Here is a 26,344-nt window from a genome sequence, read left to right as displayed (position 1 = left end):
GCACGCGACTTACGGGATCTGTCGGTCCTGCCAGACGGTGGGGTACCCCGGAAGGTTCTCCCCGCCGAACTTGGCGTAGTGCCCGTCGGGCATTCCGTCGTTCGCCTCGAGGTACTCGTCGAGCTCGCCCTCGGTGATCGGCTTCTGCGGGAGCACCCACTCCTTCGGCACCTCGGTACCCGCGAAGATCATCTGGGCGGCGAGGAGCGGCGTGCGCCACTGGAAGTTGGAGTACACCGGCGCGAGACCCGTGAGCCCCGTGTCCTTCCACTTGCGGAGGAAGCTCATCTCGTCCTCACCGGTCATGACCGGGTAGTCCGCTCCGGCATCCTCGAACGCCTCGATGGCGGCGACGGCGCCGTCACCGGCATCCATCCAGATGCCGTGCACGTCGCCCTTGGCGAGCTCGTCGGCGATGATGCTCTTGATCTCAGCGGGGTCGGCGCCCGTGAAGTAGTCCACGGCCTCGATGCCGGCCTCATCGAAGAGCTTCTCGGCGCCCGCCCAGCGGTGCTCGAGCACGTCCACACCCGGGAGGATGCGGAGCGCCACGACCTTGTCGCCCTCTTCGAGGTTGTCGATGAGGAACTCGGCCGTGTCGATGCCCCAGGCGAAGCCGCCGATGGGGTGGATGAACGAGACGTAGCAGTCGGTGTCGACACCGCGGTCGAAGACGATGACCGGCTTGCCCGTCTCACAGGCCCGCTCGACCGCCGGGGTCATCGCGGCCGTGCTGTTCGGCGAGATGAGGAAGACGTCGCAGTTCCCCTCCGAGATGAAGTAGTCGATGTCCGCGATCTGCGTGTCATCGGAGTCCTGCGCGTCGCGCGTCTCCATCTCGCTGATCGCGCCGTCGGCCTGCAGCGCCTTCAGCTGCTCGTTCATCGTGATCCAGCCGGTCTGGCGCCACGGGTTGGAGATCGACGCGTTCGCGAAGCAGGCCTTCTTGGCCCCCTCGCTGGCGAACTCCGACGTGTCGACCATCTCGGCGTTGATGTGCTGGAGGTACGGCTCGTCCGCCGGGCCCTCCGGTTCGACACCCCGCTCCTCGTTCTGCTTGTCGAACAGCTCCTGATCGAACCATTCGGTCGTCTCGGTCGTCGTCTCCTCGGGATTCTCCGACTCCGGCGGCGCCACGGACGGGTCCGTGGTGCACCCGGCGAGCGCGATGAGGCCGAACAGAGCCACCCCCGCGGTGGCGATCTTCATTGATCGTCGCATTATTGATCTCCTCTGGTTTCTGTGTGGATGGTGCTGGTGGTCGTGCGGGTATTCGTGGTTGTGGTTCCTGCGGTGATGAGTTCTGAGGGCCGAGGGCCGCGCTTTCGCCGGGCGCGGAACGCGACGGCGGAGTACGCGACGGCGGCGATGATGATGATGCCCTGGACGGCGTCGCGCAGCGTCGAGGGGACGCCGGCGATGTTGAGCAGCATGAAGAGCGCCTCGAGCGCGAAGGCGCCGGCGGCAGCGGCGACGATCCAGCCCCGACCGCCGCCGAGCACCACACCGCCGAGGACGACGGCCGTGATGGCCACGAACTCGTAACCGCGACCGACCGAAGGGTGCACGCCGGCGTATCCGACGAGGAGCACGGCCGAGAGCGTGGCCGAGAGCGACGAGATCATGAAGGCGCGAGTGGTCACCCACGCGCTGCGGGCTCCGGCATAGTCGACCGCTCTGGCGTTGTCGCCGACCGCGATCAGCAGCTTGCCCAGCGGACGCTTGGTGATCCAGATGCCGAGAGCGAGCCATCCGATCACGAGGAACACTGCCCACGGGATGAACTCGAGGAACGGGACGTCGCGGATGCCGCCGCGACCGATCTCGCGGAAGCTGTCGGCCGGGTTCCCGGTCGCCGCTCCCCCGGTCCACCACATGACCGCACCGAGGAGGGCGAGCATCATGCCGAGAGTGACGATGAAGGAGGGCACCTTGAGCAGCGTCGTGATGATGCCGTTCAGGAGACCGATGAACGCGCCGAACACGATCATGAGCAGCAGCACCGGCACGGTGCGGGAGTCGTCCTGCCCGACCAGGTTGCCGGCGATGATCACCTGCGCGGTGATGAGCGAGCCCTGCGACAGGTCGAACTCGCCGGCGATGATCACGAAGTACTGTCCGATGGCGACGATGGCGATCGGGGCGACCCGCTGGACGAAGCGCATGAACTGTCCGGGCTCGGCGAAGCTCGGGTTGAGGATCATCACGGCGACGAGCAGCAGCACGAGCAGGAGGAACACCGCCCCGCGGGGGCTCACGAGTGCACGCAGGGCGTTCATGCGCGCCCTCCTTCCGGAGTGGGGCTTGTATCGGCGAGCTGCGTGGTGTCGAGCTGCAACGCCGCGGCCGCCATCTCGGGTTCGGCGGCCTTCGCCGCGTCGTCTCCTCCGGTGCGCGTTCCGCCGGCGCCGAACCGCGGACGGCGACGCACGATGGAGCGGCGGCTGTATACCGCGACGGCCGCGACGATCACGACGCCACGGACGACGTCCTTGAGGAACGGGTTGACCTGCATGACGCTCATGACGTTGTCGACGACGGCGAGGATGGCCACCCCGCCGAGCGTGCCCCAGACGGATCCGCGTCCGCCGAGGAGCAGCGTGCCGCCGAGCACGACGGCTGCGATCGAGAGCAGCGCGTACCCGCCCTGCTGTCCGACGGTCGGGCTGCCGACGCCGAGCCGGCTGGCGAGCAGGAGACCGGCGAGGCCGGCGAAGATCGAGCACACGACGTGGGCGGCGATGAGCGGCGGACGCGTGCGGACTCCCGACAGACGCGCGATCTCGGGGTCGCCGCCGACCGCGAAGAGGTGCGCGCCGGTGCGTGTGCGGTTGAGCAGGAACCAGACGAGCACGGCCATCGCGATCATGATGATGGTCGAGACCGGCACCGGCCCGACGCCGGTCGCGCCGATGAGCTGGAACTCCCACGGCACCTTGCCGGACGAGCCCTCGAAGTTGGTGTTGAGGATCCCCTGCAGAATGAGACCGACGCCGAGGGTCGCGATGAAGCCGTTCACCTTGAGCACCGTGACGATGAGGCCGTTGATCAGCCCGACGCCGGCGCAGACCAGCAGCGTGATCACCACGGCCGCGGGGATGTTCCCCGGATTGCCGTTCATGATCGTCGCCGCCAGGAGGCTGGACAAGCTGATCACGTACGTGACGGACAGGTCGAGGGAGGCGCCCAGCACGACCAGCGTCTGCCCGATCGCGACGAGGCCCAGCACGCTCATGCCGGTGAGGATGTCGCGGATGTTGCCGGGACTCAGGAAGTTGCGCCCGACGGTGCCCACGAGGATCGCGCCCACGACCAGGGAGAGGATGAGGATGCCGAGCACGATGATCGTGGAGTCGACGCGGAACCGCTTCATCGGAGTTCTCCGTCCGTCGGAATGCCGGGATGGGGCGATCCTGTCGCCGCGGTCAGAATCTCGTGCTCCGCCGAACCGGCCGGAAGCTCGGCGACGAGTTCGCCGTCGTGCATGACGAGGATCCGGTCGCTCATCCCGATCACCTCCGGCAGTTCGCTGGAGACCATGAGCACCGCCTTGCCCTGCGCCGCGAGTTCGCGCATGAGCTGATAGACCGCGTACTTGGCGCCGACGTCGATACCGCGGGTCGGCTCGTCGAAGAGCACGATCTGCGGCTGCGTGAGCAGCCACTTCGCCAGCACGACCTTTTGCTGGTTACCGCCGGAGAGGAAGCGGGCCTCCTGGTCGAGTCCCCGCGTGCTGATCTCCAGCGAGCCGAGGATGCCCGGCACCTCGCGGCGCGACGTCGACGTGCGCCCGGCGAAGACGCTCCGCACGACGAGGAGCGCGTTGTCCATGACCGACTGGCCGAGCGCGAGGCCCTGCGCCTTGCGGTCCTCCGACACGAGCGCGAGTCCGGCGCGGACGGCCGCGCGGGCGCTCGTGATGCGCGCCGGCGTGCCGTCGATGCGCATCGTTCCCCGGGTGAAGCCCTGGATGCCGAACACGCCCTCGACGAGCTCGGTGCGGCCGGATCCCTGCAGCCCCGCGATGCCGACGATCTCGCCGGCGCGGAGTGTCAGCGACACGGCGTCGACGAAGGCGTTGCCGCAGCCGTCGAGCTCGAGTCGCGGCTCCCCCACGACGGTGCCCTCGACGGCGTCGGGGAAGTACGACTGGATCGACCGGCCGACCATGCGGCGTACGAGCTCGTCGGTTGTGAGCGCGGCGATCTCATCGGTCGAGACGAGCGCGCCGTCCTTGAGGATCGTGATGCGGTCGCACAGGTCGAAGATCTCCTTCAGCCGGTGCGAGACGTAGATGACCGCGACGCCGCGCGAGGTGAGGCGGCGAATGATCGCGTACAGGAGTTCGACCTCGTGGTCGCTCAGCGCGGCCGTCGGCTCGTCCATCGAGATGATCTTCGCGTCGAAGGACAGCGCCTTCACGATCTCGACGATCTGCTGCTCGGCGACGGTGAGCGATCCGACGCGTGCCTGCGGATCGATGAACGAGACGCCGAGGTCGGCCAGGAGCTCCGCGGTCCTGGTGCTCATCGCCCGGCTGTCGACGATCCCGGCCCGCCGCGGCTCGCGTCCGAGATACACGTTCTGCGCGACGGTGCGCTCGGGCAGCAGCGTGAACTCCTGGAACACCGTGACGATGCCGGCATCCATCGCCTGACGCGGGTGCATGTGGTGCACTTCCTCGCCGAGATAGGTGACCGAGCCTTCGTCCGCCGGCTGGACACCGGCGATGATCTTCATCAGCGTCGACTTGCCGGCGCCGTTCTCGCCGACGAGGCCGTGCACCTCGCCGGGGCGGACGTCGAAGTCGATCCCCTTGAGCACCTCGACGCCGAAGAACGCCTTGCGGATGTTCGCGACGGCGAGGACGGGCTCCGTGATCGTCGTGGTCATGCCTCTACCTCCAGGCGGTCTGAGCGGTCCCCCGCGGCCGTCTGCACCCAGCGGCCGTCGTGAGCGGCGGATTCGAGCACGGCTTCGGTCAGCACGGCCGAGCGGTATCCGTCGGCGAAGGTCGGGAGCCCCTCCGGTTCGGCCCCGCCGATCGCCGCATAGACGTCGGCCATGAACCCGTTGAATGCGTCCTGGTACCCCATCGCGTGACCCGCGGGCACGCGCTGCAGTCGCGCGGAGTCCGGGTCGGCGGTCGCAGGATCGCGCAGCAGCAGGCGGGACCCGGTGCGCGCGCCGATCCACAACTCCTCGGGGCGCTCCTGCTCGAAGCGGACGGTCTGTCGCGAGCCGTGCAGTTCGAGCGTGAGAGCGTTCTTGCGTCCGGGAGCCATCTGCGAGATGAGCAGTGTGCCGAGGGCCCCGGACTCCGTCTCGACGAGCACCGCGACGATGTCCTCGGTGTCCACCGCACGGCCCCCGCGCTCCGCGAACACACGGCGGGTACGGGCGCTCAATGCGTGGATCCGGTCGCCGGTGATGAACTCGATCAGGTCGCAGAGGTGCGAGCCGATGTCGGCGAACGCCCTCGACGCACCGCCGGAGGCGGACTGCACCCGCCAGTCGTCGTCGTCCGGCAGCAGCATCCAATCCTGCAGATACGAGCAGTCCAGAGTGAGGAGCTCGCCCACGTCCCCGCGGCGCATGCGCGCCCGGGCCTCGCGGACCATCGGGTGGTAGCGGTAGACGAACGGGACGGCGCCGATGAGTCCCTGCTCGACGGCCGCATCGGCGAGCTGCTGCGCGTCGGCGACGTTCGTGGCGAGTGGCTTCTCGCAGACGACGTGCTTGCCGGCGGCGAGGGCACGGAGCGCGAGGGCGGCGTGCGTGGCGTTCGGGGTGCAGATGTGGACGACGTCGATGTCGGCGGCGTCGAGCAGGGCGTCGGCGTCGGCTTCGGCGCGTTCGGCGCCGAGCGCCTGCGCAGCAGTGCGTCCGCCACTGGCGGAGCTGGTGGCGACGGCCCGAAGCTCGCCGCCCGCGTCTCGTGATGCCGTGCCGTGCACGCGCGCCATGAATCCCCCGCCGAGGATGCCGGCTCGGATCGTCCCGAGACCGGTGTCAGTGACATCCGTTGTCATGTCGGGGAGTCTGACACAGCTGCTGCCCCTTTTGCTAGCCTGCCGTCAAAAGTTATCCGTTCGAAATTCGAAGTTGTGCGTCACGAAGCACAAAGCCTGTGCTTTACTGTCGCAATGGTTGACGTTCTGCGCCCGGTCTCGCCGTCGATTCCGGGCACCGGTGAGATCTTTCAGATCCTCCGCGACGGGCATGCCCGCACCAAAGCAGAACTGGCCGAGCTGACGGGCCTCGCGCGCTCCACCGTGGCTCTGCGCGTCGATGCCCTCCTCGCCTCCGACCTCCTGCGCCCCGCGGGCGAAGCGGCCTCGACCGGCGGTCGCCCTCCCGCTCGGGTGGCGTTCAACGCCCGCGCGGGAATCGTGCTGGCCGTGGATCTCGGCGCGACCCATGCGACGGTCGCGGTGGCCGACCTCGCCGGCGTCATCCTCGACGCGCGCACACGCACCGTGGACATCGGCGACGGACCCGAGAGCCTGCTCGACACGATCCTCGGCGACGGCACCGAGCTGCTCGCCACCTCCTCGGCCGAGGGTCTGCCCCTGCTCGGCGTGGGCATCGGTGTTCCCGGTCCGGTCGAGCATTCCACGGGTCGCCCGACCAATCCGCCGATCATGCCCGGGTGGGACCGCTTCGACGTGCCCGGATACGTGCAGCGGACCTTCGACGTACCGGTGCTCGTCGACAACGACGTCAACATCCTCGCCCTCGGCGAGCAGGCGACGAGCTGGCCGCAGGTCGACGACCTGATCTTCGTCAAGGTGTCGACCGGCATCGGGTCGGGCATCATCGCCGGTGGGCAGCTGCAGCGCGGTGCCCAGGGCTCGGCGGGCGACATGGGCCATGTCCAGGTGCCGACCGGCGCCGGATCATCGCGCGAGCCGGGAGACGACCGCGATCTCGAAGCCCTTGCCAGCGGTTCCGCACTCGCGATCGCCTTGCGCGAGGCGGGACATGACGTGCACAGCGCCTCCGACGTGGTCGACCTCGTGCGAGCCGGGAATGCCGCCGCCATCGAGGCGACTCGACAGGCGGGCCGCGACGTCGGCGAGGTGCTCGCCACCGTCGTCAACCTGCTGAATCCCTCGATCATCGTGCTCGGCGGAAGCATCGCTCGCGCCGGCGAGCACCTCCTCGCCGGCGTGCGGGAGGTCGTCTATCGGCGCTCCATCCCGCTCGCCACGCAGCATCTTGCGATCGTGCAGTCCCAGGCCGGCGACCGTGCGGCGGTGCTGGGTGCGGCGATCATGGTCGCTCGCGAAGTGCTGTCACCGGGGAACGTCGACGCCTACGTGGCGGCGAAGGCGCGCTGACGCACCTCCCCGCCACGCGGTGTGACGCTCAGAGCGTGGCGGCGAAGGGGTCGAAGTCCGCGTCGATCGCACCGACCTGCTCGATGCTGCTCGTCACCGGCACGAAGGCGCGCGATTCGGCGGCCTCCTCGATCGACAGGAGGGTGTCGAGCACGTGATACCCGAACTCCCCCGTCGCGACGTGCGGACGCCGGGTGGCGATCGACCGTGCCATGTCGAGCAGTCCCACGCCGCGTCCGGAGAGCACGCCCTCCTGCGCGACGTCGACGATCTCCTGCTCCGCCGGCTCAGGACCGACCTGCAGCGGACGCGTGATCGTGATCGGGCCGCCGAAGTAGTTCGGATCGGGGATCACGATCGTGCCCTCGGTGCCGGTGATCTCCACGATGCCCTGACGCAGCAGCGGAGAGTCGGTGCTGTACAGGCTCTGCGCCTGTCCGCCCTGCTCGAAGTCCATCAGCACGCTGAGCGTCGAGGGGATCTCCACGGGGAACTCCTGCCCCGCCAGCTCCCCGACCTGGACCCGGCGCGTCGGGGTCCCCTGCAGGCCGAGTGCCGCCACCGCCGCGACCGGCCCGAACACGTGCACGAGCGCGGAGACGTAGTACGGGCCCATGTCCAGCAGCGGCCCGGCACCCTTGGCGTACAGGAACGCGGGGTTGGGGTGGAAGACCTCGGGTCCCTGCCACTGGAAGGTGGTCTGGGCGAACAGCGGCCGGCCGATGTCGCCGCGTGCGATCGCCCGCTTCGCGGTCTGCACCCCCGGACCGAGCACGGTGTCCGGCGCGACGCCGACGCGCAGGCCGGCGGCATCCGCCTTCTCCAGCAGCCGTCGCGATTCCTCTCGGTTCACACCGATCGGCTTCTCGGTCCAGACGTGCTTGCCCGAGGCGATGATCGCCTCGGAGACCTCGACGTGCACGGCCGGGATCGTGAGGTTGACGACGATGTCGATGGCCGGATCGCCGAGCACCACGTCGATGCCTCCGGCGTGCGGCACGCCGTACTTCGCGGCCTGCGCCTGCGCCCGCTCCTCGAGCATGTCGGCCACCGCGATGACCCGAACGTCGGGGAAGGTCGTGAGGTTCGACAGGTACTGGTCGCTGATGTTGCCCGCGCCGATGATGCCGACGCCCACGGGGCCGTTGCCGAGCGCCATCAGCCGGCGACCTTCTCGTCGAGGTAGATGCGGCTGCGTTCGATCGCGTCGAACAAGTCGCCCTCGTAGTGGTCGAACTCGACGATGGCGAGCTCCAGAGCGGATGCCGCGGCGATCGCCTCGACGAGGGGCACCGTGCCGTCGCCCGCCGGCACCTGGTCGGCCGGCGGGTAGGCATTCAGGAGGGCGGGGTCGAGGGTGCCGTCCTTGGCGTGCACGGCGATGACACGGCTCCCCAGACGCTCGAGGAGGGCGACCGGGTCGACCCCGCCGCGCGCGACCCAGTACAGGTCGACTTCCAGCACGACGCGCTCGTCGAGCAGACCCGCGAGCACCTCGAGACCGGTCACGCCGTCGAACACGGCCTCTAGCTCGTGGGCATGGTTGTGATAGCCGACGCGCACGCCCACGGTCTCACCGATCGCCGCGGCCTCGTTGAGCAGCCGGGCGGTCTCCTCGATCTGCGCGACCGACTCCCAGCGTGCGGGCTCCGTGTACGGATCGATGACCGTGCCCATGCCGAGCACCTTCGCCGCGGCGAACACCTCTGCGGGGGACGGGACCGGCAGGGTCGTGCCGCTGCCGTCGGGATTGACGAAGGATTCGGACGCGAGGAAGGCATGCCCCGACGGCGCGGTGAGCCCGACGGCCGAGAGCGCCTCAGCGAGCGGCGCGGCCCGGCGCACGAAGTCGTAGGGCTCGACGGCGGTGAACCCCCGCGCGGCGACCGCGGCGAGCGAGCCCTCGAGATCGGCCTCGAGCTCATCCTTGATCGTGAACAGCTGGACGGAGGTCTGAATCGTCATCGGTCGTGCTCCTTGAATCGTCGGCGACGTGCGGGCGCAGCGCCCGACGGCAGCACGCTATCACCAAATACCTCCACGCGGAAGTTTTCATTCGCTAGACTCCGGACATGCCCGAAGACGAAGAGCGGCCCCGTCAGCGCGGCGCGTACGCCAAGGGCATCGCGCGCCGCCAGGAGATCCTCGACCGCGCCATCGAGGTCTTCGCCGCGCGCGGCGCCGACCGGACCAGCCTCCGCGCGATCGCCCGCGAGGTGGGGGTCACCCATGCCGCCCTCACGCACTACTTCGGCTCGCTCGAGGAACTGCTCATCGCCGTCTACGCAGAGAGCAACGCCCCGCGGCACCGACCGGAGTCCCAGCTCGACGACGCGACGCCCGTCGAGCGGATGATCGCCTCCGCCCGCACCAACCGGGCGGTGCCCGGTCTCGTGCAGCTGTACTCGACCCTCGTCGCCTCGGCGCTGGAAGACGGCCACCCGGCGGCGCGCGAGTTCGCCACGGTCCGGTTCGCCGAGATCCGCGCCGGGATCGCCGACGCCGTGCGGCAGCAGCAGACGAGCGGCCGCATCCGCACCGACGTCGACCCCGACGCCGTCGCGGCTCTCGTCGTTGCGGCATCCGACGGTCTCCAGACCCAGTGGCTGCTGGACGACAGCGCCCCGCAGCACGAGGCCCTGGCGCTCCTCGACCGACTGCTCCGGCCCGTCGGCTGACACGGCCAGCGCGGTGCGGCGGACTACGCTCGAAGGGTGACGCCCGAGCCGCAATCCCCCTACGCTGCGGCGCTCGGCGAGCGGATCCACGACCTGCACCCACGACTGCAGTCGTATTTCCGCGCCATCCCCGAGGGCTCGGTCGGCATCGGCGACGGGGTCTTCCATCGCGTGGGAACGCCGCGGCGCTGGCTCTGGCCGATCCTCCGTGTGCTGGAGCGGCGCGGAGTGGTCCCTGCCTGCTGGGAGCGGGAGGTCCCGTTCCGCGTGGAGAACCGCACGATCGCGTCCCGCGCGATCGGGGAGCGCACGTTCCATCTCCCCCGTGGCCCCTGGACGATGCACGACGCGGTCACCCTCACCCGGCGCGGCCGGCTGGTCGATGAGCTCGGCGAACCGGGCCTCATCGCCGCGTGCTTCGACATCGACGTCGACGAGGGAGCGGTGCGACTTACCAGCCGGGCCGTCGGGTTCCGCCTCGGCCGCCTGCGCGTGCGTCTTCCCCGCCTGCTGTGCCCGGTCGTGCGCCTCACCGAACGATTCGACGACGCCCAGGATCGGCAGCAGGTGGCGCTCACCATCGACGCTCCGATCCTCGGCCGCGTGTACGAGTATCGCGGCGACTTCCGCTACCGCATCGAGCCGTTCGACGAGAAGGAGAGCATCGGATGAGTGCAGGGCGCGTCGTGATCGGAGGCTCCACCGGATTCATGGGGCAGTTCCTGCAGTCGCGGCTGCGCACGGCAGGGCGCAAGGTGATCACGATCTCCCGGTCGGGCGCCGACCTCCGCTGGGGAGATCAGTCCGGGATCGACGGCGCCGTCGACGGCGCATCCCTCGTGATCGGCCTGGCGGGAAAGAGCGTGAACTGCCGCTACACGCCGGAGAACCGCGCGGAGATCTTCCGCTCGCGCCTCGAGACCACGGCGTCACTGAGCACCGCCATCGCGAATGCTGCCGCTCCCCCCGCGCTGTGGGTGAACTCGTCGACCGCCACGATCTACCGGCACGCGGAGGATCGTCCGATGACCGAGTCCACGGGAGAGATCGGTACCGGATTCTCGGTCGAGGTCGCCCGGGCGTGGGAAGCCGCACTGTTCGCCGACGACCTCCCAGCCACCCGCCGGGTCGCCCTCCGCAGCGCCATCGTCCTCGGTGACGGCGGCGTGCTCGGACCGGTGCGCGGCCTCGCCCGCCTCGGGCTGGGCGGCCCGCAGTACGACGGGCGCTGGCCGGTCAGCAAGGCTCGCCGCGCCGCAGGAACCGCGCATCTCCCCGGCGCTCGTCACGGTCGTCAGCGGTTCAGCTGGGTGCACATCGACGACGTCGCGCGCATCATCGACTTCCTCGAACAGACGCCGGAGCTGGACGGGCCGGTCAACGCCGCAGCACCGAACCCCGTCGACAACGTCGAGTTCATGGCGACGGTCCGCCGGGTGCTGGGAGTGCGTATCGGCGCGCCGATGCCGCGGTGGATGCTGGAGATCGGCGCCATCGGCATGCGCACCGAGACCGAGCTGATCCTGAAGAGCCGATGGGTGCTGCCGGAGAAGCTCACCGCCGCCGGATTCGAGTTCCGCCACCCGACCTTGGAGGGCGCCCTCCGCGAATCGTTCGCCGGGCCGATCGACGGCCGGCCTCTCTCGCGCTAGGCGGTCGATCCCGCCGGAGACTCTCCGTCGCGGCGTCGCCGCTCGAGTTCCTCCCGGAGCCGCCACTCCTCGATCTCACGGTCGAGGTCGGCGATCTGCTGCTCGGTGGTGCGCACGTCCGCCGGCGGAGTCGGCCGCGTGTCGACCATGCCGACGGGGCGCTCCGCGCGCCGCATCCGCGGCATGGGAATGCCCGCCTCGCCGTACTCGCGTCCGATCGCGAACCACAGGATGCTGCCGATCAACGGGAGCAGGATCACGATCACGATCCACGCCATCTTCGGAAGGTGCTTCACCTGCGACTGGTCGCGGGTGATCAGGTCGATCAGCGCGCCGATCATCAGGGCGATGACGAGGAACGAGAGGAACGGCATGACTTCAGGGTAGACGACGCCGGGCGGGGACGGACAGCCTACGGCAGCAGGTGCCCGGCGGCGCGGAACAGCTCGTACCACTCCGCCCGCGTCAGCTCGATGTCGGCTCCCGCCGCCGCGTCCCGCACGCGCTCCGGTGTCGTCGTGCCGAGGACGACCTGCATATGGGCCGGATGCCGGGTGATCCAGGCCGTCGCGATCGCGATCGGGGTGACGCCATAGGACGACGCGAGCCGATCGAGCACCGTGTTGAGCTCGGCGTACTCGGGGTTGCCGAGGAAGACGCCGGTGAAGAATCCGCCCTGGAACGGCGACCAGGCCTGCACGGTGATGCCGTTGATCCGGCAGTACTCCACGATGCCGCCGCCATCGCGGACGACGCTCTGCTCACTCCCCGCCATGTTGGCGGCGACCGGCTGCGCGATGATCGGCGCGTGTGTGATCGACAGCTGCAGCTGATTGGCGACCAGCGGCTGCCGGACGGCCGTGCGCAGGAGGTCGATCTGCCGCGGGGTGTGGTTGGAGACGCCGAAAGCCCTGACCTTGCCGGCGGCCTCGAGCTCGTCGAACGCGCGGGCGACCTCCTCGGGCTCGACCAGCGCATCGGGGCGGTGCAGCAGGAGCACGTCGATCCGATCGGTCCGCAGGGCCGCGAGAGAGCCCTCGACCTGGGCGACGATGTGCTCGTACGAGAAGTCGAACATGCCCTCCGACGGCACGATGCCGCACTTCGTCTGCAGCACGATCTCGTCGCGCTCTGAGGCGCTCAGCCGGAGCGCGTCGGCGAAACGGGCCTCGCAGAAGTGCATGCTCCCGCCGTAGATGTCGGCGTGGTCGAAGAAGTCGATGTCCGCCGTGCGCGCGGCGGCGTAGAGGTCGCGGATGTGCGCGTCGTCCTTGTCGTCGATGCGCATCATTCCGGCGATGACGGCGGGGGCGGTGGCGGATCCGAAGGGGACGGTCTTCATACGCCTCACGCTACCGCGCCGCCAGGGAGGTTAGGGCTGCCTGCTCGGCGTCAGTGCGGCGACGGGCACGTCCAGGGCGGCGGCGATATTCGCGAGATCCACCATGGTGAAGTCCTCGCGCTCCTGCAGCATCGACGACAGCGCGGCCGGATCGATGCCGGTGTGTTCCGCCAGCCACGCGACCGAGCGTTCCACCCGCTGCAGCTCTCCTTCGACGGCCGAGGCCACCAAATGACCTTCTTTCGACCTCATGCGTCGACACTAGCTCCTCCCCTGGAGGCATTCAAGCCGCAGATGAGCCAATATGACGGCATTCTGGCTTCAGGGCGATGCTATGGTGAGCCGCGTGAAGACACCCGCCGAGCATTTCAACGACGCCGTCGGCCGGCAGCTGCGTGCGGAGATCGCCGCCTCGAGAAGCAGCATCGCCGCCATGGCCCGCACCATCGGTACCGCCCGCAGCGCTCTGGACAACTACGTCACGGGCAAACGGGCCATCCCCGTACCGGTGGTCTATTCGATCTGCGCGGCACTGGGCGTCGAGCCGCACGTGCTCCTGGCCCGAGCGGAAGAACGGCTGCACGCCGACGACGGCGAGCGCTCCGCGCGCATCAGCGTGCTCCGACGCACCCCGAATGTCTCCGGCACACGCGAGGATATCCCCGAGGTCGCCTTCGACTCGCGCCTCCGGCACGACGCCGACACCGACGACCTCTACGAATAGAGCCATGATGCACCCGCTCCTCCGCCTCGCAGAGGAGCACGGCGTGCGCGTCGTGGAGCGCTTCGGACCGACCCGCGGCGGCTTTGAACCGTCCTCCCGCACCATCCGCCTCAACCCCGGCATGAGCGCTCGGACCACGCGCAGTGTGCTCGCCCACGAACTCGGCCATGCCGTGCTCGGCCATCTCCCGACAGACGATGCGCGGATCAGGGCACAGCAGGAACGACAGGCCGACGAGTGGGCGGCGTGCCGGCTGATCACGCCTCGCGCCTACGCCGAGGCAGAGGAGGCCCGGGGGCCGCATCTGGCGAGTCTCGCGTTCGAGCTCGACGTCACCATCGAACTCGTGCTCGCGTATCAGCGTCGCCTCCGCAGGACCGGGGAGACGCTGCTCCGGTCCACCGCCGCGTGACGTCATCGCGCCCTGGTTGAATAACGGGATGGCCTTTCTCGCGTCGCCCGCTCCCGTCACGCTCACCGGCGAGCTCGTCGAGCTCCGACCGCTCGAACCCGCCCACGTCGATGGGCTCATCGACGCCGTCGAGGAGGGCGACCTGTGGAAGACCGCGTGGTACACCTCGGTCCCCGCGCCCGACGGCGTCGCCGCCGAGGTCGCACGTCGCATCGCCCTGATCGACAAGGGCGAGATGGTGCCGTTCACGGCGTTCGATGCGACCGGCCGAATCCTCGGGCTGACCTCGTACTACGACATCGTCGCCGACGTGCCGAGACTGCACATCGGCTACACCTGGAACCGCCCGTCGGCGCACGGCACCGGGACGAATGCGGAATCGAAGCTGCTGCTGCTCCGGCACGCCTTCGAGACTCTTGGCGTCTTCCGCGTCGGTCTCACCACGCAGTGGGTGAACTTCCAATCCCGCACGGCGATCGAGCGGCTCGGGGCGAAGCAGGACGGCGTGATGCGTGCGATGAGCCGCTACCGCAACGGCGCGCTGCGCGACAGCGTGGAGTACTCGATCATCGAGCCGGAGTGGCCGGCCGTCAAGGCGAACCTGGAGTCGCGATTGGAACGGCGGCGCTGAGGCCGCCCGAGATCACTCGGTGGGGCTGCCCGACCAGTTGTCGTGTCGGCGCGTGGCAGAGCCGCGCTGGCGCATCACGAAAGCCAGCGAGAGGCTCGTGATGAGCAGGCCCGCAATGAAGACGATGGCCTGGAAGTCCTCGAGCGACTGCGCGAGAGCCATCATCCAGATGCCTCCGAGGAAGAGGACCAGGAAGAAGATGAAGCTGAGGATCACGGGAACTCCTGTCGTAGCGGCCGCTCTCTAGCGTACCGGTCGCGGCTGCCCGCTAGCGCAGCCCGCCTCAGAGGGAAACCCCCTCCCGGGCCCGGCCGCGATGTGGTTCTCTCGCCCCATGAACGCTCCGCTGACCGCGATCGCCGTCTCCTGCACCCTGAAGCCCTCCCCCGCCGAATCGAGCTCCGACCTTCTCGCGTCGCAGCTGCTCGCCGCTCTCGCGGCTCACGGCGTGACCGGAGACGTGGTGCGCGTGGTCGACCACGTCGTCAGCCCGGGCGTCGAGAAGGACATGGGCGGGGACGACGAATGGCCGAGTCTGCGGCGTCGGATCCTGGATGCCGACATCCTGGTCTTCGTCACGCCGACCTGGATGGGCCAGCACTCGAGTGTCGCGCAGCGGGTGCTCGAACGTCTCGACGCCGAGCTCAGCGAGACGGACGCCCGTGGCCGACTGACGCTGCTCGACAAGGTGGCCATCGCGGGCATCGTGGGTAACGAGGACGGTGCGCACCACATCGCGGCAATTCTGTTCCAGTCCCTCGACGACGTCGGATACACGATCCCCTCGCAGTCCTCGGTCTACTGGAACGGCGAGGCGATGCACACGACCGACTACAAGGATCTCGACGAGATCCCTGAAGAAGTCGCCTCCGCGACGAAGACCGCGGCCCGCAACGCCGCTCATCTCGCGCGCGTCCTGCGGGACCGCGAATACCCCGTCGAGTAGACCTCCACGGAATATATTGGTTGCAGTCCATCAATGCGGGATGCCTGTCGTGGTCTGAGATCGCGCTCAGAGCCTTGAAATTCCGGGGATCTCGCGACGGCCTTCCTCTCCAGGGCTGACTTTCGGCTCAGCGCACCCCCCAAATGGTGGGGTTGACGCTGTCTGAGCGACCCCCTTAGGTTCAGTCGCGAAGCGCTCACCTCCCTGACCAGCATCGGAACGCCACCCCAGCGGCGTTCCCGACATGAAGGAAGAATCGACCATCTGGTCGGCCCGACCACGATTCGCCACCGGACCTGATCCTGCCCGTCAGAGCGCGCCTTCGCTTCTGACGAAGCGCCCTCGGTTGCCCGCGTCGCTCGCGCGCGCGGCACCGACCCCGAACGTGTCCGCTCCCCAGGGCGGACCGCTCGCTGACCCTCCCGTCAGCGAGGGGCGTCACCGCGACGCCCTCTCACCCCAGAGAGAGGAACACCCCTTGTTCACTGACACCCCCAGGCGCAGAGTCGCGCCGAGAGGACTCGCCGCGACGGCGGCGGTCCTCACCTGTCTCACGCTCGCCCTGACGCCGACGTTCGCCGGAGCGACGACCGATTCCCCGGATGCTCCCGAGATCGTCGGTGCCGGCTCCGCTGCGGCGGTCGAAGGCGAATACCTCGTCGTCCTCAAGCCGCAGGCGGGCATCGGCGCCGCCGACGACATCGCGTCCGCCCTTTCCGACGCGGTGGGCGGCGAGATCCTCGACGTCTTCAACACCGTCATCGACGGGTACTCGGCCAAACTCAGCGAGGATCAGGCCCTCGCGATCGCCGCCGATGCCAGGGTCGACCACGTCGAACAGGCGCAGCGCGTGTACGCGATCGGCGAGCAGACGAACCCGCCCAGCTGGGGCACGGATCGCGTCGACCAGCGCGACCTGCCACTGGACCGCAGCTTCAAGTACCCCGACTCCGCGGGCGCAGGCGTCAACGTGTACATCGTCGACACCGGCATCCGCCTCACCCACTCGGAGTTCGCCGGCCGCCTGCGCCCCGGCTTCGACGCGCAGACGCCGGGCGGTGACGCCAGCGACTGCAACGGACACGGCACGCACGTCGCCGGAACCGCGGTCGGGTCGACCTACGGCATTGCCAAGAAGGCCACGGTGTACCCGGTACGCGTGCTCGACTGCAGGGGCAGCGCGCTGAGCACGACCCTTCTCTCGGGCATCGAGTGGGTCGCCGAGAACGCCCAGAAGCCGGCGACGGTCAATTACAGCGTGGGATGCCGCACCGCGTGCTCGATCCCGTCGATCGACGCCGCCGTCAAGAACGTCGTCGCGAAGGGGATCACCTGGGTGTCGGCCGCCGGTAACAGCAACGACAACGCCTGCCGGTACAGCCCGCAACTCGTCCCCGAGACGATCACGGTCGGCAACACGACGCGCACCGATGGCAAGGCCACCACGAGCAGCTGGGGCAGCTGCCTCGACGTGTGGGCTCCCGGCTCCGACATACTGTCGTCGTGGTTCACCGGTGACACCGCTTCGGCGTCAGCGACGGGAACGTCGATGGCCTCACCTCAGGTGGCCGGCGCGACCGCGCTGTACCTCGGCGAGAACCCGTCGGCAACACCGGCGCAGGTGCACGCGGCGATCGTCGACAACTCCACCCCGGGCAAGGTGACGGGGCTCGACGCCGCGTCGCCGAACCGCCTGCTGTACACGGGCTTCCTCAACGGCACCACCACGCCCACGCCGACCTCGGTCGACCTCGCTGCGATCGGCAACAAGACCGGCACCGTCGGACAGCCCGTCACCGTGGCGGCCAGTGCGACGGGCGGAACGGCGCCGTACACCTTCACGGCGACCGGCCTGCCGGCGGGCCTTGCGATCAACGCCTCCACCGGCGCGATCTCGGGCACCCCGACGGCGGCGGCCACCTCGACGGTCACCGTGACGGTCCGTGACGCGGGTACCCCGGTCACCTCCGACACCGCGACCTTCACCCTGACGGTCACGGGCGGCGGCACGAACCCGAACCCGAACCCGAGCACCTGCACGGGTACCACGGCCAGCAGCGGCACGCTCGCCGTCAGGGCACAGGCCACTTCGGCGGCCTTCACCCGGGCCGCCGGCGCGGTCGAGGTGTGCCTCGACGGTCCGACCGGCGCCGACTTCGACGTCTACCTGCAGAGGAACTACTCCTTCCTCGGCTGGATGACCGTGGCGCAGGGCGTATCGAACGGACCGGATGAGAAGTTCACGTACAACGCGGCGGCCGGTTCGTACCGGATCGTCGTCAAGTCCGACTCCGGCTCGGGAGCGTACACCGCGACCGTGAAGTAGTCAGAAAGGGCAGAAAGGGCGGATGCCGCGGGGCGCACCCTCGCGGCATCCGCTCGTCGTCCGGGAGAGAATGGGAGCATGTCCCCGAAACCCTCCCGGCGGCTGCTCGCCTCCGTGCGCCGGATCGTTCATACGGACCCCTCCTCCGTCGCGCCGACCCAGGCCCTCCCCGTGATCGACGAGGGCACTGTCCCCCGGGTGCTCGACCTCTCGACGCGCATCGGGGAGTCCATGTTCGCGGTCGGGGCATCGGCGCACGAGGTGACCCTCGCGATCACCCGCGTATGCGACGCCCTACGGGCTGAAAGACGTGCAGGTCGACGTCACCTACAACTCGATCACGGTCTCGTTCCACCTCAGCGGCGAGGCCTGGCCGGAGACGCTCGTCCGGGTGGTGCGCGTCGCCGCGCCGGACCACGCCAAGCTCCAGCGCATGCAGGCCCTCGTCTCCGACATCCGAGGGGGCATGGATCTCGCGTCGGCACGCACGGCATTCCGAGTGATCCGCCGGATGCCGTTCCGCTATCAGCAGTCGGTGGTCGTCGTCGCGCGCGCTCTGCTCGCCGTCGGCGTCAGCATCCTCCTCGGAGCCTCACCGATCATCGTGGGGCTGACCTTCATCGCCGCTCTCTGCGCGGCGATCACCCAGGCCGCGCTCGCCCGACTGCGGGTCCCGCTGTTCTTCAGCCAGATCGCCGGCGGGTTCGTCACGACGGTCGTCGCGGTGGCGGTGTCGGCGCTCGGGGCCGCGGGGATCGAACCGTTCGTCGGCATCCGTCCGTCGATCATCGTCGCCTCCGGCATCGTGCTGATGCTCGCCGGTCTCACCGTGGTCGGGGCGGCGCAGGACGCGATCGACGGGTTCGCCCTCACCGCAGGCGGCCGCATCCTCGATCTCACGATGCAGACGCTGGGCGTCGTCATCGGCATCCTCGTCGGGCTCGAGCTGGGCACGGTGCTCGGGTTCACGATGGAGCTGCCGGTCGACCCGGCGCCGTTCGGTCCGCTGCCCGGCGTGTTCGCTGGAGCGGCCATCATCGCCGTGGCCGTGGCCGTGTTCAACGGTGCCGGAAGCGGGATCATCCTGGTGAGTGCGCTGCTCAGCGCGATCACGATCGGCGGCTACACACTCGCCTCGGCGCTGAACCTGCATCCGGCGGCGGCGAGCGCACTCGGCGCACTCCTCGCGAGCTTCATCGGCGTACTGATCGCGCACAACCTGCACGTTCCGTCGGTGGCCGTGACGACGGCTGCCATCGTGCCGCTCGTGCCGGGTGTCGCGGTGTTCCAGGGGCTGCTCGAGATGGTGCACAGCGGTGGCGGCGCCGCCGACGTGATCGATGCGGGGAGTTCCCTCAGCTACGCCGCGGTGATCGGAGTCGGACTCGCCTCGGGCGCATCGCTGGGCCTGTACCTCGGCACCCCCGTGCGCGCGACAGTCGAGGGTGTCACCCGCGCCCGGTCACGCGCGCGGCGCTGAGACCGCGGCCGGGCCTGCCCCGCGGCGGAACGTCACGACCTCGCGCCGCCGCGACTTCTGCAGCGTCAGTCCGGCGAGCTCGAACCGGCGGAACACCCGACGGGGCAACGGCGGCAGCTCGGCGGTGAACCCGCTCGGCGGTTTGGCGAGCCCAGCGACGAGGGTCATGTCGACGCCCGCCCCGCGGACTTCGATGCGGGCGTACTCGCTGCCGGTGCGCCAGAGCAGGAACTCGAGCTCACGGAACGGGATCGCCCGCTGCTCATCCCCCACGCGCACGCGCAGTTCGTCGTTGCCGAAGGCGACTGTGCACGACGTGGTGCGCCGACGCAGCACCGCGGTGAACACCAGGTATACCGGCAGAGCGACCAGCAGGCCGACGGCGATGACCAGCAGACGCGGGCCCAGGCGCATCGCGATGTCGTCGAGGGCGATCAGCAGCAGCGTCGTGCCGCTGCCTGCTACCCCGACGATCACGATGATCGCGGTGCGGAGGGAGCGCACACGGATCGGTATCGCCGGAAAGCGCACGGCTGAGCCGTCGGCATTCGCTTCCTTCACCCACTCGGGCGGTACCGGCGAGGGTCGCTTCTTCGTGTTCCGACGGGTGAACCCGTCACTGATGCGCGCGAGGAGTCCGAGCCAGATCCACCCTGCCGCCGGAATCGCCGCCATCTGGAGGACGACGATGACGCCCCGCACCGGCTCCGGGAGAGAAGCCATCGCGTCCCGGCCGAACTCGACGACGAGGATCAGCACTGCCGCCACGAGGACGGCGACGGCGATGTGCAGGATCAATCCGTTGCGCGGAGGCCGCATCTCCAGCGCGGCGTTCACGAACGAGAAGCCGAAGCACCAGCCGCCGATCAGCATGAGCAGGAACGGGAAGAAGCTCAGATCGTCGCCCGCGAGAGTCGCGATGATCGCCACCGCCAGCAGCGCTGAACCCCAGGTGAGAGGGCTGAGTACCAGTCGCCGCCAGGTCGGGGCGCGCACAGCCGGTGGGGTCTCGATGTCGGTCATCCAGGCAATCCTAGGATGCGCCGCCTTGCAGATCGGAGGGGGTCGATGCAACCCCGTTGGCCCCTGCGAGGGACGCGGTATCGTGCCGGGATGAGCGATATCAAGACCATGGAGAGGACCGAGATCCTGATCGACGGCGTGACCGCCCTCCTCGCGCAGGAGCAGGATCTCGACGAGTTGCTGGAGCAGATCGCCGAGGCGGCGAACGGGCCGGCGGCATTCGTCGATTTCGTGGTGGTCGGGAACCGTCGTCTGCGAGTACTGATCACCCCGCGCTCGCGCGTGGTCGTTTCGACCGCCGCCGTGCAGTACGACCCCCGGGACACCGGAGACGAACTCTCGCCGTGGGGCGGACAGTTCGACGTCGACTGGGGACACACCGGTCGCGTGAACGATCCCTACGAGCTGGTGTGACTCGGCATCCGATCGCACCGGGCTCGCCCCGGATGTTCAGCTCGCTGTGCCGCCGAGTTCTTCCCGCAGGAGAGCCGCACCGGCGCTGAGCGCACGCAGTTTCTGTCTCGACACGTCACGAGGCAGCGGTGCCATACCGCAGTTCGTGCTCGGGATCAGCTTGTCCGCGTCGACGAACCGGAGCGCGTTCCGGAGGGTGTCGGCGACCTCCTCCGGGGTCTCGATCGCGTGACTTGCGACGTCGATGGCTCCGAGCATGACCTTCTTGCCCCGGATGAGCTCGATGAGTTCCAGCGGCACGTGGGAGTGGTGACTCTCCAGCGAGACGGTGTCGATGCTCGAGCGCTGCAGCAGCGGGAACGACTTCTCGTACTGCCGCCACTCGGCTCCGAGGGTCGCCTTCCAGTCGGTGTTCGCCTTGATGCCGTAGCCGTAACAGATGTGCACCACGGTCTCCGCGCGCAGCCCTTCGGCCGCCCTTTCGAGCGCCGCGACGCCCCAGTCCTGCACATCGTCGAAGAACACGTTGAAGGCCGGCTCGTCGAACTGGATGATGTCGACCCCGGCCGCCTCGAGTTCCCTCGCCTCCTGGTTGAGGATCGTCGCGAACTCCCACGCCAGCTTCTCGCGGCTCTGGTAGTGGCGATCGTAGAGGGTGTCGATCATCGTCATCGGGCCGGGCAGGGCCCATTTGATCGGCTGATCGGTCTGCTGGCGGAGGAACTTCGCGTCTTCGACGAACACGGGTGTGTCGCGGCTCACAGCACCGACGACGGTCGGCACGCTGGCGTCGTATCGATCGCGGATCCGGACGGTTTCCCGCTGGTCGAAGTCGACGCCGGACAGGTGCTCGATGAACGTCGTGACGAAGTGCTGGCGGGTCTGCTCGCCGTCGCTGATGATGTCGATGCCCGCGTGCTGCTGCTCGTGGACGGCGATGCGCAGCGCATCCTGCGTGCCCTCGACCAGGGCGTCGCCCTCGAGCTTCCACGGGGACCAGAGGGTTTCGGGCGGGGCGAGCCAGGACGGCTTCGGCAGGCTGCCGACGAGGGAGGTGGGGAGGAGCGTGTTCATGATCGGGGGTCTCCGTGGGTCATCCGACAGGAACGAGTGAGCCGGCGGCCCACTGCTCGAGGAGGTCGCCGTGCGGCTTCATGAGGTGTTGGTGCGCGAACCTGCCCTGCTCGGTCGCGAGCCGGCTGCGTTCGTCGCGGTCGTAGGCGATCTTCGTCACCGAGTAGTCCTGCTGGTCGAGAGTCGGCCGATAGACGCTCGCGGCGGCCGAGTTGGCGTTGTAGATCTCCGGACGATAGATCTTCTGGAACGTCTCCATCGTGCTGATCGTGCCGATGAGCTGCAGGTTCGTGTAGTCGCCGAGCAGATCGCCGCGGAAGTAGAAGGCCAGCGGCGCGACGCTGCCGCGCGGCATGAAGTACCGAGCAGTCAGCCCCATCTTCCCGAAGTACTCGTCGGTCAGCGAGGGATCCTTCTGCTCGTACTCGACGCCGAGGATCGGGTGGTGGTTCTCGGTGCGACGGTAGGTCTTGCTCGTCGAGACGCTGATGCAGATCACGGGCGACAGCGTGAAGCGATCCCGGTACGTCTCCGAGTCGAGGAAGTGCTGGAAGAGCTTGCCGTGCAGATCGCCGAAGTCGTCGGGAACGGTGAACCCGCCGGCTGCTTCGGTGGCTGCCGGCAGCCGCACGCTGAAGTCGAAGTCGCGGACGTACGACGAGAAGTTGTTCCCCACGATCCCGTGGCTGCGCCGTCCGGTGAGCCGGTCGACGATCTGGATGTCGAGGACCTCGAGCAGGGGGAAGTCCTGGTCCTCACCTTCCGCAGCGAACTGCACCGCGACGGAGACGATCTCGAGCTCGAGCGTGTAGCGGTCCCGGTTCGGGTTGTCCCACTCCGCCAGGTCGTTGAACCGTCGGTCGATCATCGTCAGGGCGTTGCGGAGGTTCTCCTGCCGGTGCTCACCCCGCGCGAGGTTGGCGAAGTTCGTGGTGATCCGGGAGTCGGCCGACGGCGAGTAATTCTCGTCGAACCGCGTGGTCGTGATGCGGAAGGTGAATTCGTGCGCCATGCCTCCATGGTGCGGCCTGAGCACTGCTATCGAAGAATGCGCTGCGGCTATGCGGTGACATAGTGTGAAGCTATGGTCAAGCGATCGAGCGGCATCACCTTGCAACAGCTCACCTATTACATCGAGGTCGCTGCGGAAGGATCGATCAGCGCGGCGGCCGATCTGCTCTACGTCGCGCAGCCCACGATGTCGGCGGCGATGAAGGAACTCGAGAGCCGGGTGGGGCGCGACCTCCTGATCCGCTCCGCCCGCGGGGTGACGCTCACTGCCGATGGCGTGGAGTTCCTGGGGTACGCCAGGCAGGTCGTGGAGCAGGTCGCCCTGCTCGAGCAGCGCTATCTCGGCCGGCCGCCGTCGCGACGCCTGCTCGGGGTGTCGACCCAGCACTACTCGTTCGCGGTCGACGCACTGGTGCGCATGGTGAAGGCGACGTCGGCGGCCGAGTACGAGTTCTCGCTGCGGGAGACCCGCACGTGGGACATCATCGAGGATGTCCGCACGCTCCGCAGCGAGCTGGGGATCCTCTACCGCAACGACTTCAACCGGAACGTCATCGACAAGCTGCTGCGGGACTCCGGGCTCTCGTTCCGGCCGCTCTTCGTCGCCGAGCCGCACATCTTCATCTCCCGCAAGAACCCGCTCGCCTCACGGAGCCGCGTGACCCTGGCCGACCTCGCCGACGTGCCGCGGCTCACCTTCGACCAAGGCGCGAACAACTCCTTCTACTTCGCCGAGGAGATCCTCTCCACCCTGTCGAGCGCCAGGGAGATCCGTGTCTCCGACCGCGCGACGATCTTCAACCTCATGATCGGGCTCGACGGATACACCATCTCGACCGGCATCATCAGCGACGACCTCGATCCCGAGATCGTCGCCATCCCGCTCGACGCCGACGAACGCATCGAGATCGGCTGGATCGGTCACTCCGCAATCCCCCTCACCGAGCAGGCGCAGCGTTACCTGGCCGAGCTGCGAGCGGTGGTTGCAGGGTTCGGTGTGACGTTGCTGGGGTGAAGGGTGCTCTCTGCTCTGGAAACCGCGAGCCGGTGGACTTGGGCGCAGTGGCTGAGCACGACCGTCAACGAGGGGCCCCGCCTATCGAGGTGCTCCGGGATCGGTATTTGCGCAAGAGCCGGCGTTCTCCTGCGAGCGGGCCCTCGACACGCGCGCCCACGGGTTGCACGGGAACTAGGCGCAGCCTTCGATGGCGTAGACCTCCGGGACGTTTCCGACGGTGATGTAGGTCACGACCGCGTTCTCCACTCCGAAGACGATTGCCCGCCCGTTCCCGTCCTCGACTTGGTAGTCGGTGATTGCCTCGCTCAGAGGGTGAGTCACGGCCTTAGCTTCGGGGTGCAGGCGTATGACATCGGCTTCGGACGTTCCGAGCTGGATGCCCTCGGAGGTGGATACGGGGATGTCGGCGGCCTTCCCCGTGCGGAAGTAGGAGCCGAGCGACACCACGTCAATCGCGCCAGGAGAAGCCTCGGGCCCAGCAACGAGGACCCCGAGTCCATCCTGCGACACCCCCACACCGAACCATCCTCCCGTCACGCAGCCGACTTCACCCCAGTAGCTGGCGTCCCCTTCGAACCCGGGAAGTGCAGACACTTCGTCCCACGTGGTCTTGCCGACCTCGAGCGCCCCGATGCCGTCAGCACTGATGCGCCATCCGTCGACATTCGACTTCGCCCACTCCATCAGCTGCGCTGACACGCGGGTGATGGCTTCCAGATTTGTGGTCATCTTGGTGTGCCCGCACGGGGCCTCCATCATGACCCCGTAAAGGGTCTGGAGTGCGAGTGGGTGCTTCACAATGTCGGCCGTCCCGAGCCGCATTGCTTCGAGGGCGCTGGGCGAGAACCCCGCGAGCTCACCCCCCACCCCGTTTCCGAGGGTGTCCTTCCACAGGACTTCGCAACGAACGACGGAGGACGATGCTTGCTCAGCAGGCGGCTGCGGGCTGTCGACGGAGTTACGATATCCCGCCTGGGAATCCATCCAGACCACGCCGTCGCTGTTCAGGTCGTACTTCTCGACCTTGATGTGAAAGAACGTCCGGACGAGAGTCGCGCTGCCAGCGACCTGAAGAATCGGAATCTCTGTCGACACAGCCGGAGGGGAGTCGCACGCCGGCGGGTAGGGGCCGGGGTGATGAAGGGCGAGACACAGATCAGCGGGCAGCCCGTCGCCCGCGCTGTTGGCTTTGATGAACTGAGCCAGCGTTGCGACGTCTGATCCGCCCCACGGAGAACCGCGATGCGGGGTGTCGATGGTGATGACCCCGCCCACGAGATCATCGAGCTGAGGATCCTTGCCACGGTTGAGCGCGACGCGGGCCACGATTCCGCCCATCGAATGAGTCACGAGGTAGATCGAAGGTCCGGTGCGTTCAGTGGCGCCGGCATACTGCAGGAGGGTCGCTCGTAGGCACTCCGCGACCTGCGAGTCCTCGCCCGGCCAGTCGCCGTTCGCGTTCTCGTAGGAGAAGGTGTCCACGACCCACTCCGAGGCAGGCAGCTCACTCGCTAGGAGGCTCGCAGTTTCCCGCATCGGGGTGCCGGTCCAGCCGTGGACGACCAGCGCGACGTTCTTCCCCTCGTACGCACTCCAGTCCCTATCGAAGGAGAAGTTCGCCGAGCAATCGAGAGTTTTCGCTTGTGCGGGAATCGCGACGAGCATGGCAGCCACGGCGAGCAACACCACGGCGCCGGCCAAACGCTTGAGCCTCATGACAGGACCTCGGAGTCGACGAAGACGAGTCCGAGGTCGGACCGGACGAGGGTGACCGACCACTCGGACGTCGTCCCGTCGGGTTGCGTCACGGACGCCGGTATCGTCCAGGCACCAGGTGCCACTTCGGTGACAACTGCTGTGTCCCATTCGACCTTGAGTTCCGCGAACCCCGTGACGATGTCGTCGGTCGCGTCGTCGAGTGGAAGGCCGAGGGCTGCCGCGACACTCTCGCGCTCACCGGAGGCGAGGCGGTTGTCCAGCTCTTCGACCTCGGCCGCGCTCGGAGGGGTCGATGTCGCGCTCGGCGTTGGCTCTGCGGTGGGCGACGACTGTTGCGAGATCAGCCACACGGCAACCCCAATAGCAACGGCGACGAGGATGACGCTGCCCGCGATACCCGCAACGACCTTGGAGCCACGTTTGGTCTGGCCCATTCCCACCCCCAGCGATCATGCAGGCCAGGAGCCTGGCGCAAGCAGGATCAGTGTATCGATGCGCCCGACCGGTGCCATCACGAGCGAGGCCGTCTCGTTGGCCCCGTCGACGCTTCT

Annotated in this window: 28 protein-coding genes; 12 read left to right on the top strand and 16 right to left on the bottom strand. The window is 68.4% G+C overall.

Annotated features, from left to right (window positions below; genetic code table 11):
• Window positions 1-9 precede the first annotated feature (9 nt).
• From QFZ21_RS19370 to QFZ21_RS19350, 5 genes are read right to left on the bottom strand one after another with little or no spacing between them, the layout of a single operon-like run.
• Complete coding sequence (locus QFZ21_RS19370; protein ID WP_373426030.1) at window positions 10-1,209, bottom strand: substrate-binding domain-containing protein; 1,200 nt, start codon at window positions 1,207-1,209, stop codon at window positions 10-12.
• Window positions 1,210-1,220: 11 nt separating this feature from the next.
• Window positions 1,221-2,279, bottom strand: a complete 1,059-nt coding sequence (locus tag QFZ21_RS19365; protein WP_307380786.1) for an ABC transporter permease — start codon at window positions 2,277-2,279, stop codon at window positions 1,221-1,223.
• On the bottom strand, window positions 2,276-3,373 hold the full coding sequence (locus QFZ21_RS19360; protein WP_307380784.1) for an ABC transporter permease: 1,098 nt from the start codon (window positions 3,371-3,373) through the stop codon (window positions 2,276-2,278). Before QFZ21_RS19360 ends, QFZ21_RS19365 begins: the two co-directional genes overlap by 4 nt.
• The gene (locus QFZ21_RS19355) at window positions 3,370-4,893 is read right to left on the bottom strand and encodes a sugar ABC transporter ATP-binding protein (protein ID WP_307380783.1); all 1,524 of its coding nucleotides are present in this window, start codon (window positions 4,891-4,893) and stop codon (window positions 3,370-3,372) included. Before QFZ21_RS19355 ends, QFZ21_RS19360 begins: the two co-directional genes overlap by 4 nt.
• Complete coding sequence (locus QFZ21_RS19350; RefSeq protein ID WP_307380782.1) at window positions 4,890-6,032, bottom strand: Gfo/Idh/MocA family protein; 1,143 nt, start codon at window positions 6,030-6,032, stop codon at window positions 4,890-4,892. The genes QFZ21_RS19355 and QFZ21_RS19350 overlap by 4 nt, the downstream gene beginning before the upstream one ends.
• Before the next feature lie 114 nt (window positions 6,033-6,146).
• Between QFZ21_RS19350 and QFZ21_RS19345 the strand changes: the two genes are divergently transcribed.
• Window positions 6,147-7,343 carry an ROK family protein gene (locus tag QFZ21_RS19345; protein WP_307380780.1) on the top strand — a complete coding sequence of 399 codons (1,197 nt, stop codon included), beginning with the start codon at window positions 6,147-6,149 and terminating at the stop codon, window positions 7,341-7,343.
• A gap of 28 nt (window positions 7,344-7,371) precedes the next feature.
• On the opposite strand, the gene QFZ21_RS19340 is transcribed toward QFZ21_RS19345, so the two are convergent.
• Together QFZ21_RS19340 and QFZ21_RS19335 are read right to left on the bottom strand one after the other, a co-directional pair.
• Window positions 7,372-8,502: a Gfo/Idh/MocA family protein gene (locus QFZ21_RS19340; protein WP_307380779.1), complete on the bottom strand. Its 1,131-nt coding sequence runs from the start codon at window positions 8,500-8,502 to the stop codon at window positions 7,372-7,374.
• Window positions 8,502-9,308 (bottom strand): sugar phosphate isomerase/epimerase, encoded by an 807-nt coding sequence (locus QFZ21_RS19335; RefSeq protein ID WP_307380776.1) that lies wholly within the window; start codon window positions 9,306-9,308, stop codon window positions 8,502-8,504. Before QFZ21_RS19335 ends, QFZ21_RS19340 begins: the two co-directional genes overlap by 1 nt.
• Before the next feature lie 107 nt (window positions 9,309-9,415).
• Here QFZ21_RS19335 and QFZ21_RS19330 point away from each other — a divergent pair, with 107 nt between their 5' ends.
• The 3 genes from QFZ21_RS19330 to QFZ21_RS19320 are packed head-to-tail and all read left to right on the top strand — an operon-like array spanning window position 9,416 to window position 11,673.
• On the top strand, window positions 9,416-10,021 hold the full coding sequence (locus QFZ21_RS19330) for a TetR/AcrR family transcriptional regulator (protein WP_307380774.1): 606 nt from the start codon (window positions 9,416-9,418) through the stop codon (window positions 10,019-10,021).
• Between the two features lie 36 nt (window positions 10,022-10,057).
• Entirely contained in the window at window positions 10,058-10,693 is a 636-nt protein-coding gene (locus QFZ21_RS19325) for a DUF4166 domain-containing protein (protein ID WP_307380772.1), read from the top strand.
• Window positions 10,690-11,673 carry an epimerase gene (locus QFZ21_RS19320; protein ID WP_307380770.1) on the top strand — a complete coding sequence of 328 codons (984 nt, stop codon included), beginning with the start codon at window positions 10,690-10,692 and terminating at the stop codon, window positions 11,671-11,673. The genes QFZ21_RS19325 and QFZ21_RS19320 overlap by 4 nt, the downstream gene beginning before the upstream one ends.
• On the opposite strand, the gene QFZ21_RS19315 is transcribed toward QFZ21_RS19320, so the two are convergent.
• From QFZ21_RS19315 to QFZ21_RS19305, 3 genes are read right to left on the bottom strand one after another with little or no spacing between them, the layout of a single operon-like run.
• Entirely contained in the window at window positions 11,670-12,047 is a 378-nt protein-coding gene (locus QFZ21_RS19315; protein ID WP_307380769.1) for a PLD nuclease N-terminal domain-containing protein, read from the bottom strand. The two genes, QFZ21_RS19320 and QFZ21_RS19315, sit on opposite strands and share 4 nt — an antisense overlap.
• Before the next feature lie 38 nt (window positions 12,048-12,085).
• Window positions 12,086-13,015, bottom strand: a complete 930-nt coding sequence (locus QFZ21_RS19310) for an aldo/keto reductase family oxidoreductase (RefSeq protein ID WP_307380767.1) — start codon at window positions 13,013-13,015, stop codon at window positions 12,086-12,088.
• A 30-nt stretch (window positions 13,016-13,045) separates the two neighbouring features.
• Window positions 13,046-13,267 (bottom strand): helix-turn-helix transcriptional regulator, encoded by a 222-nt coding sequence (locus QFZ21_RS19305; RefSeq protein WP_307380765.1) that lies wholly within the window; start codon window positions 13,265-13,267, stop codon window positions 13,046-13,048.
• A gap of 94 nt (window positions 13,268-13,361) precedes the next feature.
• Between QFZ21_RS19305 and QFZ21_RS19300 the strand changes: the two genes are divergently transcribed.
• From QFZ21_RS19300 to QFZ21_RS19290, 3 genes are read left to right on the top strand one after another with little or no spacing between them, the layout of a single operon-like run.
• Window positions 13,362-13,739, top strand: coding sequence for a helix-turn-helix domain-containing protein (locus tag QFZ21_RS19300; protein WP_307380763.1), 378 nt, complete (start codon window positions 13,362-13,364; stop codon window positions 13,737-13,739).
• A gap of 4 nt (window positions 13,740-13,743) precedes the next feature.
• Window positions 13,744-14,151: an ImmA/IrrE family metallo-endopeptidase gene (locus QFZ21_RS19295; protein ID WP_307380760.1), complete on the top strand. Its 408-nt coding sequence runs from the start codon at window positions 13,744-13,746 to the stop codon at window positions 14,149-14,151.
• A 28-nt stretch (window positions 14,152-14,179) separates the two neighbouring features.
• Window positions 14,180-14,782 (top strand): GNAT family N-acetyltransferase, encoded by a 603-nt coding sequence (locus QFZ21_RS19290; RefSeq protein WP_307380757.1) that lies wholly within the window; start codon window positions 14,180-14,182, stop codon window positions 14,780-14,782.
• Window positions 14,783-14,794: 12 nt separating this feature from the next.
• Here QFZ21_RS19290 and QFZ21_RS19285 read toward each other — a convergent pair whose 3' ends face one another.
• Window positions 14,795-14,998 carry a hypothetical protein gene (locus tag QFZ21_RS19285; protein ID WP_307380756.1) on the bottom strand — a complete coding sequence of 68 codons (204 nt, stop codon included), beginning with the start codon at window positions 14,996-14,998 and terminating at the stop codon, window positions 14,795-14,797.
• Between the two features lie 118 nt (window positions 14,999-15,116).
• Here QFZ21_RS19285 and QFZ21_RS19280 point away from each other — a divergent pair, with 118 nt between their 5' ends.
• The 3 genes from QFZ21_RS19280 to QFZ21_RS19270 all read left to right on the top strand — a co-directional run bounded on the left by QFZ21_RS19280 (window position 15,117) and on the right by QFZ21_RS19270 (window position 19,534).
• Window positions 15,117-15,728, top strand: a complete 612-nt coding sequence (locus tag QFZ21_RS19280; protein ID WP_307380755.1) for a flavodoxin family protein — start codon at window positions 15,117-15,119, stop codon at window positions 15,726-15,728.
• A 478-nt stretch (window positions 15,729-16,206) separates the two neighbouring features.
• Complete coding sequence (locus QFZ21_RS19275; RefSeq protein WP_307380754.1) at window positions 16,207-18,054, top strand: S8 family peptidase; 1,848 nt, start codon at window positions 16,207-16,209, stop codon at window positions 18,052-18,054.
• A gap of 310 nt (window positions 18,055-18,364) precedes the next feature.
• Window positions 18,365-19,534, top strand: a complete 1,170-nt coding sequence (locus tag QFZ21_RS19270) for a threonine/serine exporter ThrE family protein (protein ID WP_307380753.1) — start codon at window positions 18,365-18,367, stop codon at window positions 19,532-19,534.
• On the opposite strand, the gene QFZ21_RS19265 is transcribed toward QFZ21_RS19270, so the two are convergent.
• Window positions 19,517-20,557, bottom strand: a complete 1,041-nt coding sequence (locus tag QFZ21_RS19265) for a hypothetical protein (protein ID WP_307380752.1) — start codon at window positions 20,555-20,557, stop codon at window positions 19,517-19,519. The two genes, QFZ21_RS19270 and QFZ21_RS19265, sit on opposite strands and share 18 nt — an antisense overlap.
• A 90-nt stretch (window positions 20,558-20,647) precedes the next feature.
• Between QFZ21_RS19265 and QFZ21_RS19260 the strand changes: the two genes are divergently transcribed.
• Window positions 20,648-20,971 carry a hypothetical protein gene (locus QFZ21_RS19260; protein WP_307380751.1) on the top strand — a complete coding sequence of 108 codons (324 nt, stop codon included), beginning with the start codon at window positions 20,648-20,650 and terminating at the stop codon, window positions 20,969-20,971.
• 36 nt (window positions 20,972-21,007) lie between these two features.
• On the opposite strand, the gene QFZ21_RS19255 is transcribed toward QFZ21_RS19260, so the two are convergent.
• Together QFZ21_RS19255 and QFZ21_RS19250 are read right to left on the bottom strand one after the other, a co-directional pair.
• On the bottom strand, window positions 21,008-22,045 hold the full coding sequence (locus tag QFZ21_RS19255) for a methionine synthase (RefSeq protein WP_307380749.1): 1,038 nt from the start codon (window positions 22,043-22,045) through the stop codon (window positions 21,008-21,010).
• Window positions 22,046-22,064: 19 nt separating this feature from the next.
• Entirely contained in the window at window positions 22,065-23,057 is a 993-nt protein-coding gene (locus QFZ21_RS19250; protein ID WP_307380748.1) for a DUF1852 domain-containing protein, read from the bottom strand.
• A gap of 72 nt (window positions 23,058-23,129) precedes the next feature.
• Here QFZ21_RS19250 and QFZ21_RS19245 point away from each other — a divergent pair, with 72 nt between their 5' ends.
• Window positions 23,130-24,071 carry a LysR family transcriptional regulator gene (locus QFZ21_RS19245; protein WP_307380745.1) on the top strand — a complete coding sequence of 314 codons (942 nt, stop codon included), beginning with the start codon at window positions 23,130-23,132 and terminating at the stop codon, window positions 24,069-24,071.
• A 174-nt stretch (window positions 24,072-24,245) separates the two neighbouring features.
• Here the strand turns inward: QFZ21_RS19245 and QFZ21_RS19240 are convergent, their stop codons facing one another.
• Both QFZ21_RS19240 and QFZ21_RS19235 read right to left on the bottom strand, forming a co-directional pair.
• Entirely contained in the window at window positions 24,246-25,790 is a 1,545-nt protein-coding gene (locus QFZ21_RS19240; protein ID WP_307380743.1) for a triacylglycerol lipase, read from the bottom strand.
• Window positions 25,787-26,227, bottom strand: coding sequence for a hypothetical protein (locus tag QFZ21_RS19235; protein ID WP_307380741.1), 441 nt, complete (start codon window positions 26,225-26,227; stop codon window positions 25,787-25,789). Before QFZ21_RS19235 ends, QFZ21_RS19240 begins: the two co-directional genes overlap by 4 nt.
• Window positions 26,228-26,344 lie beyond the last annotated feature (117 nt).

It is taken from the genome of Microbacterium sp. W4I20 (assembly GCF_030816505.1).
GTDB lineage: Bacteria > Actinomycetota > Actinomycetes > Actinomycetales > Microbacteriaceae > Microbacterium.
This window is presented reverse-complemented; position numbering and strand designations above follow the sequence as displayed.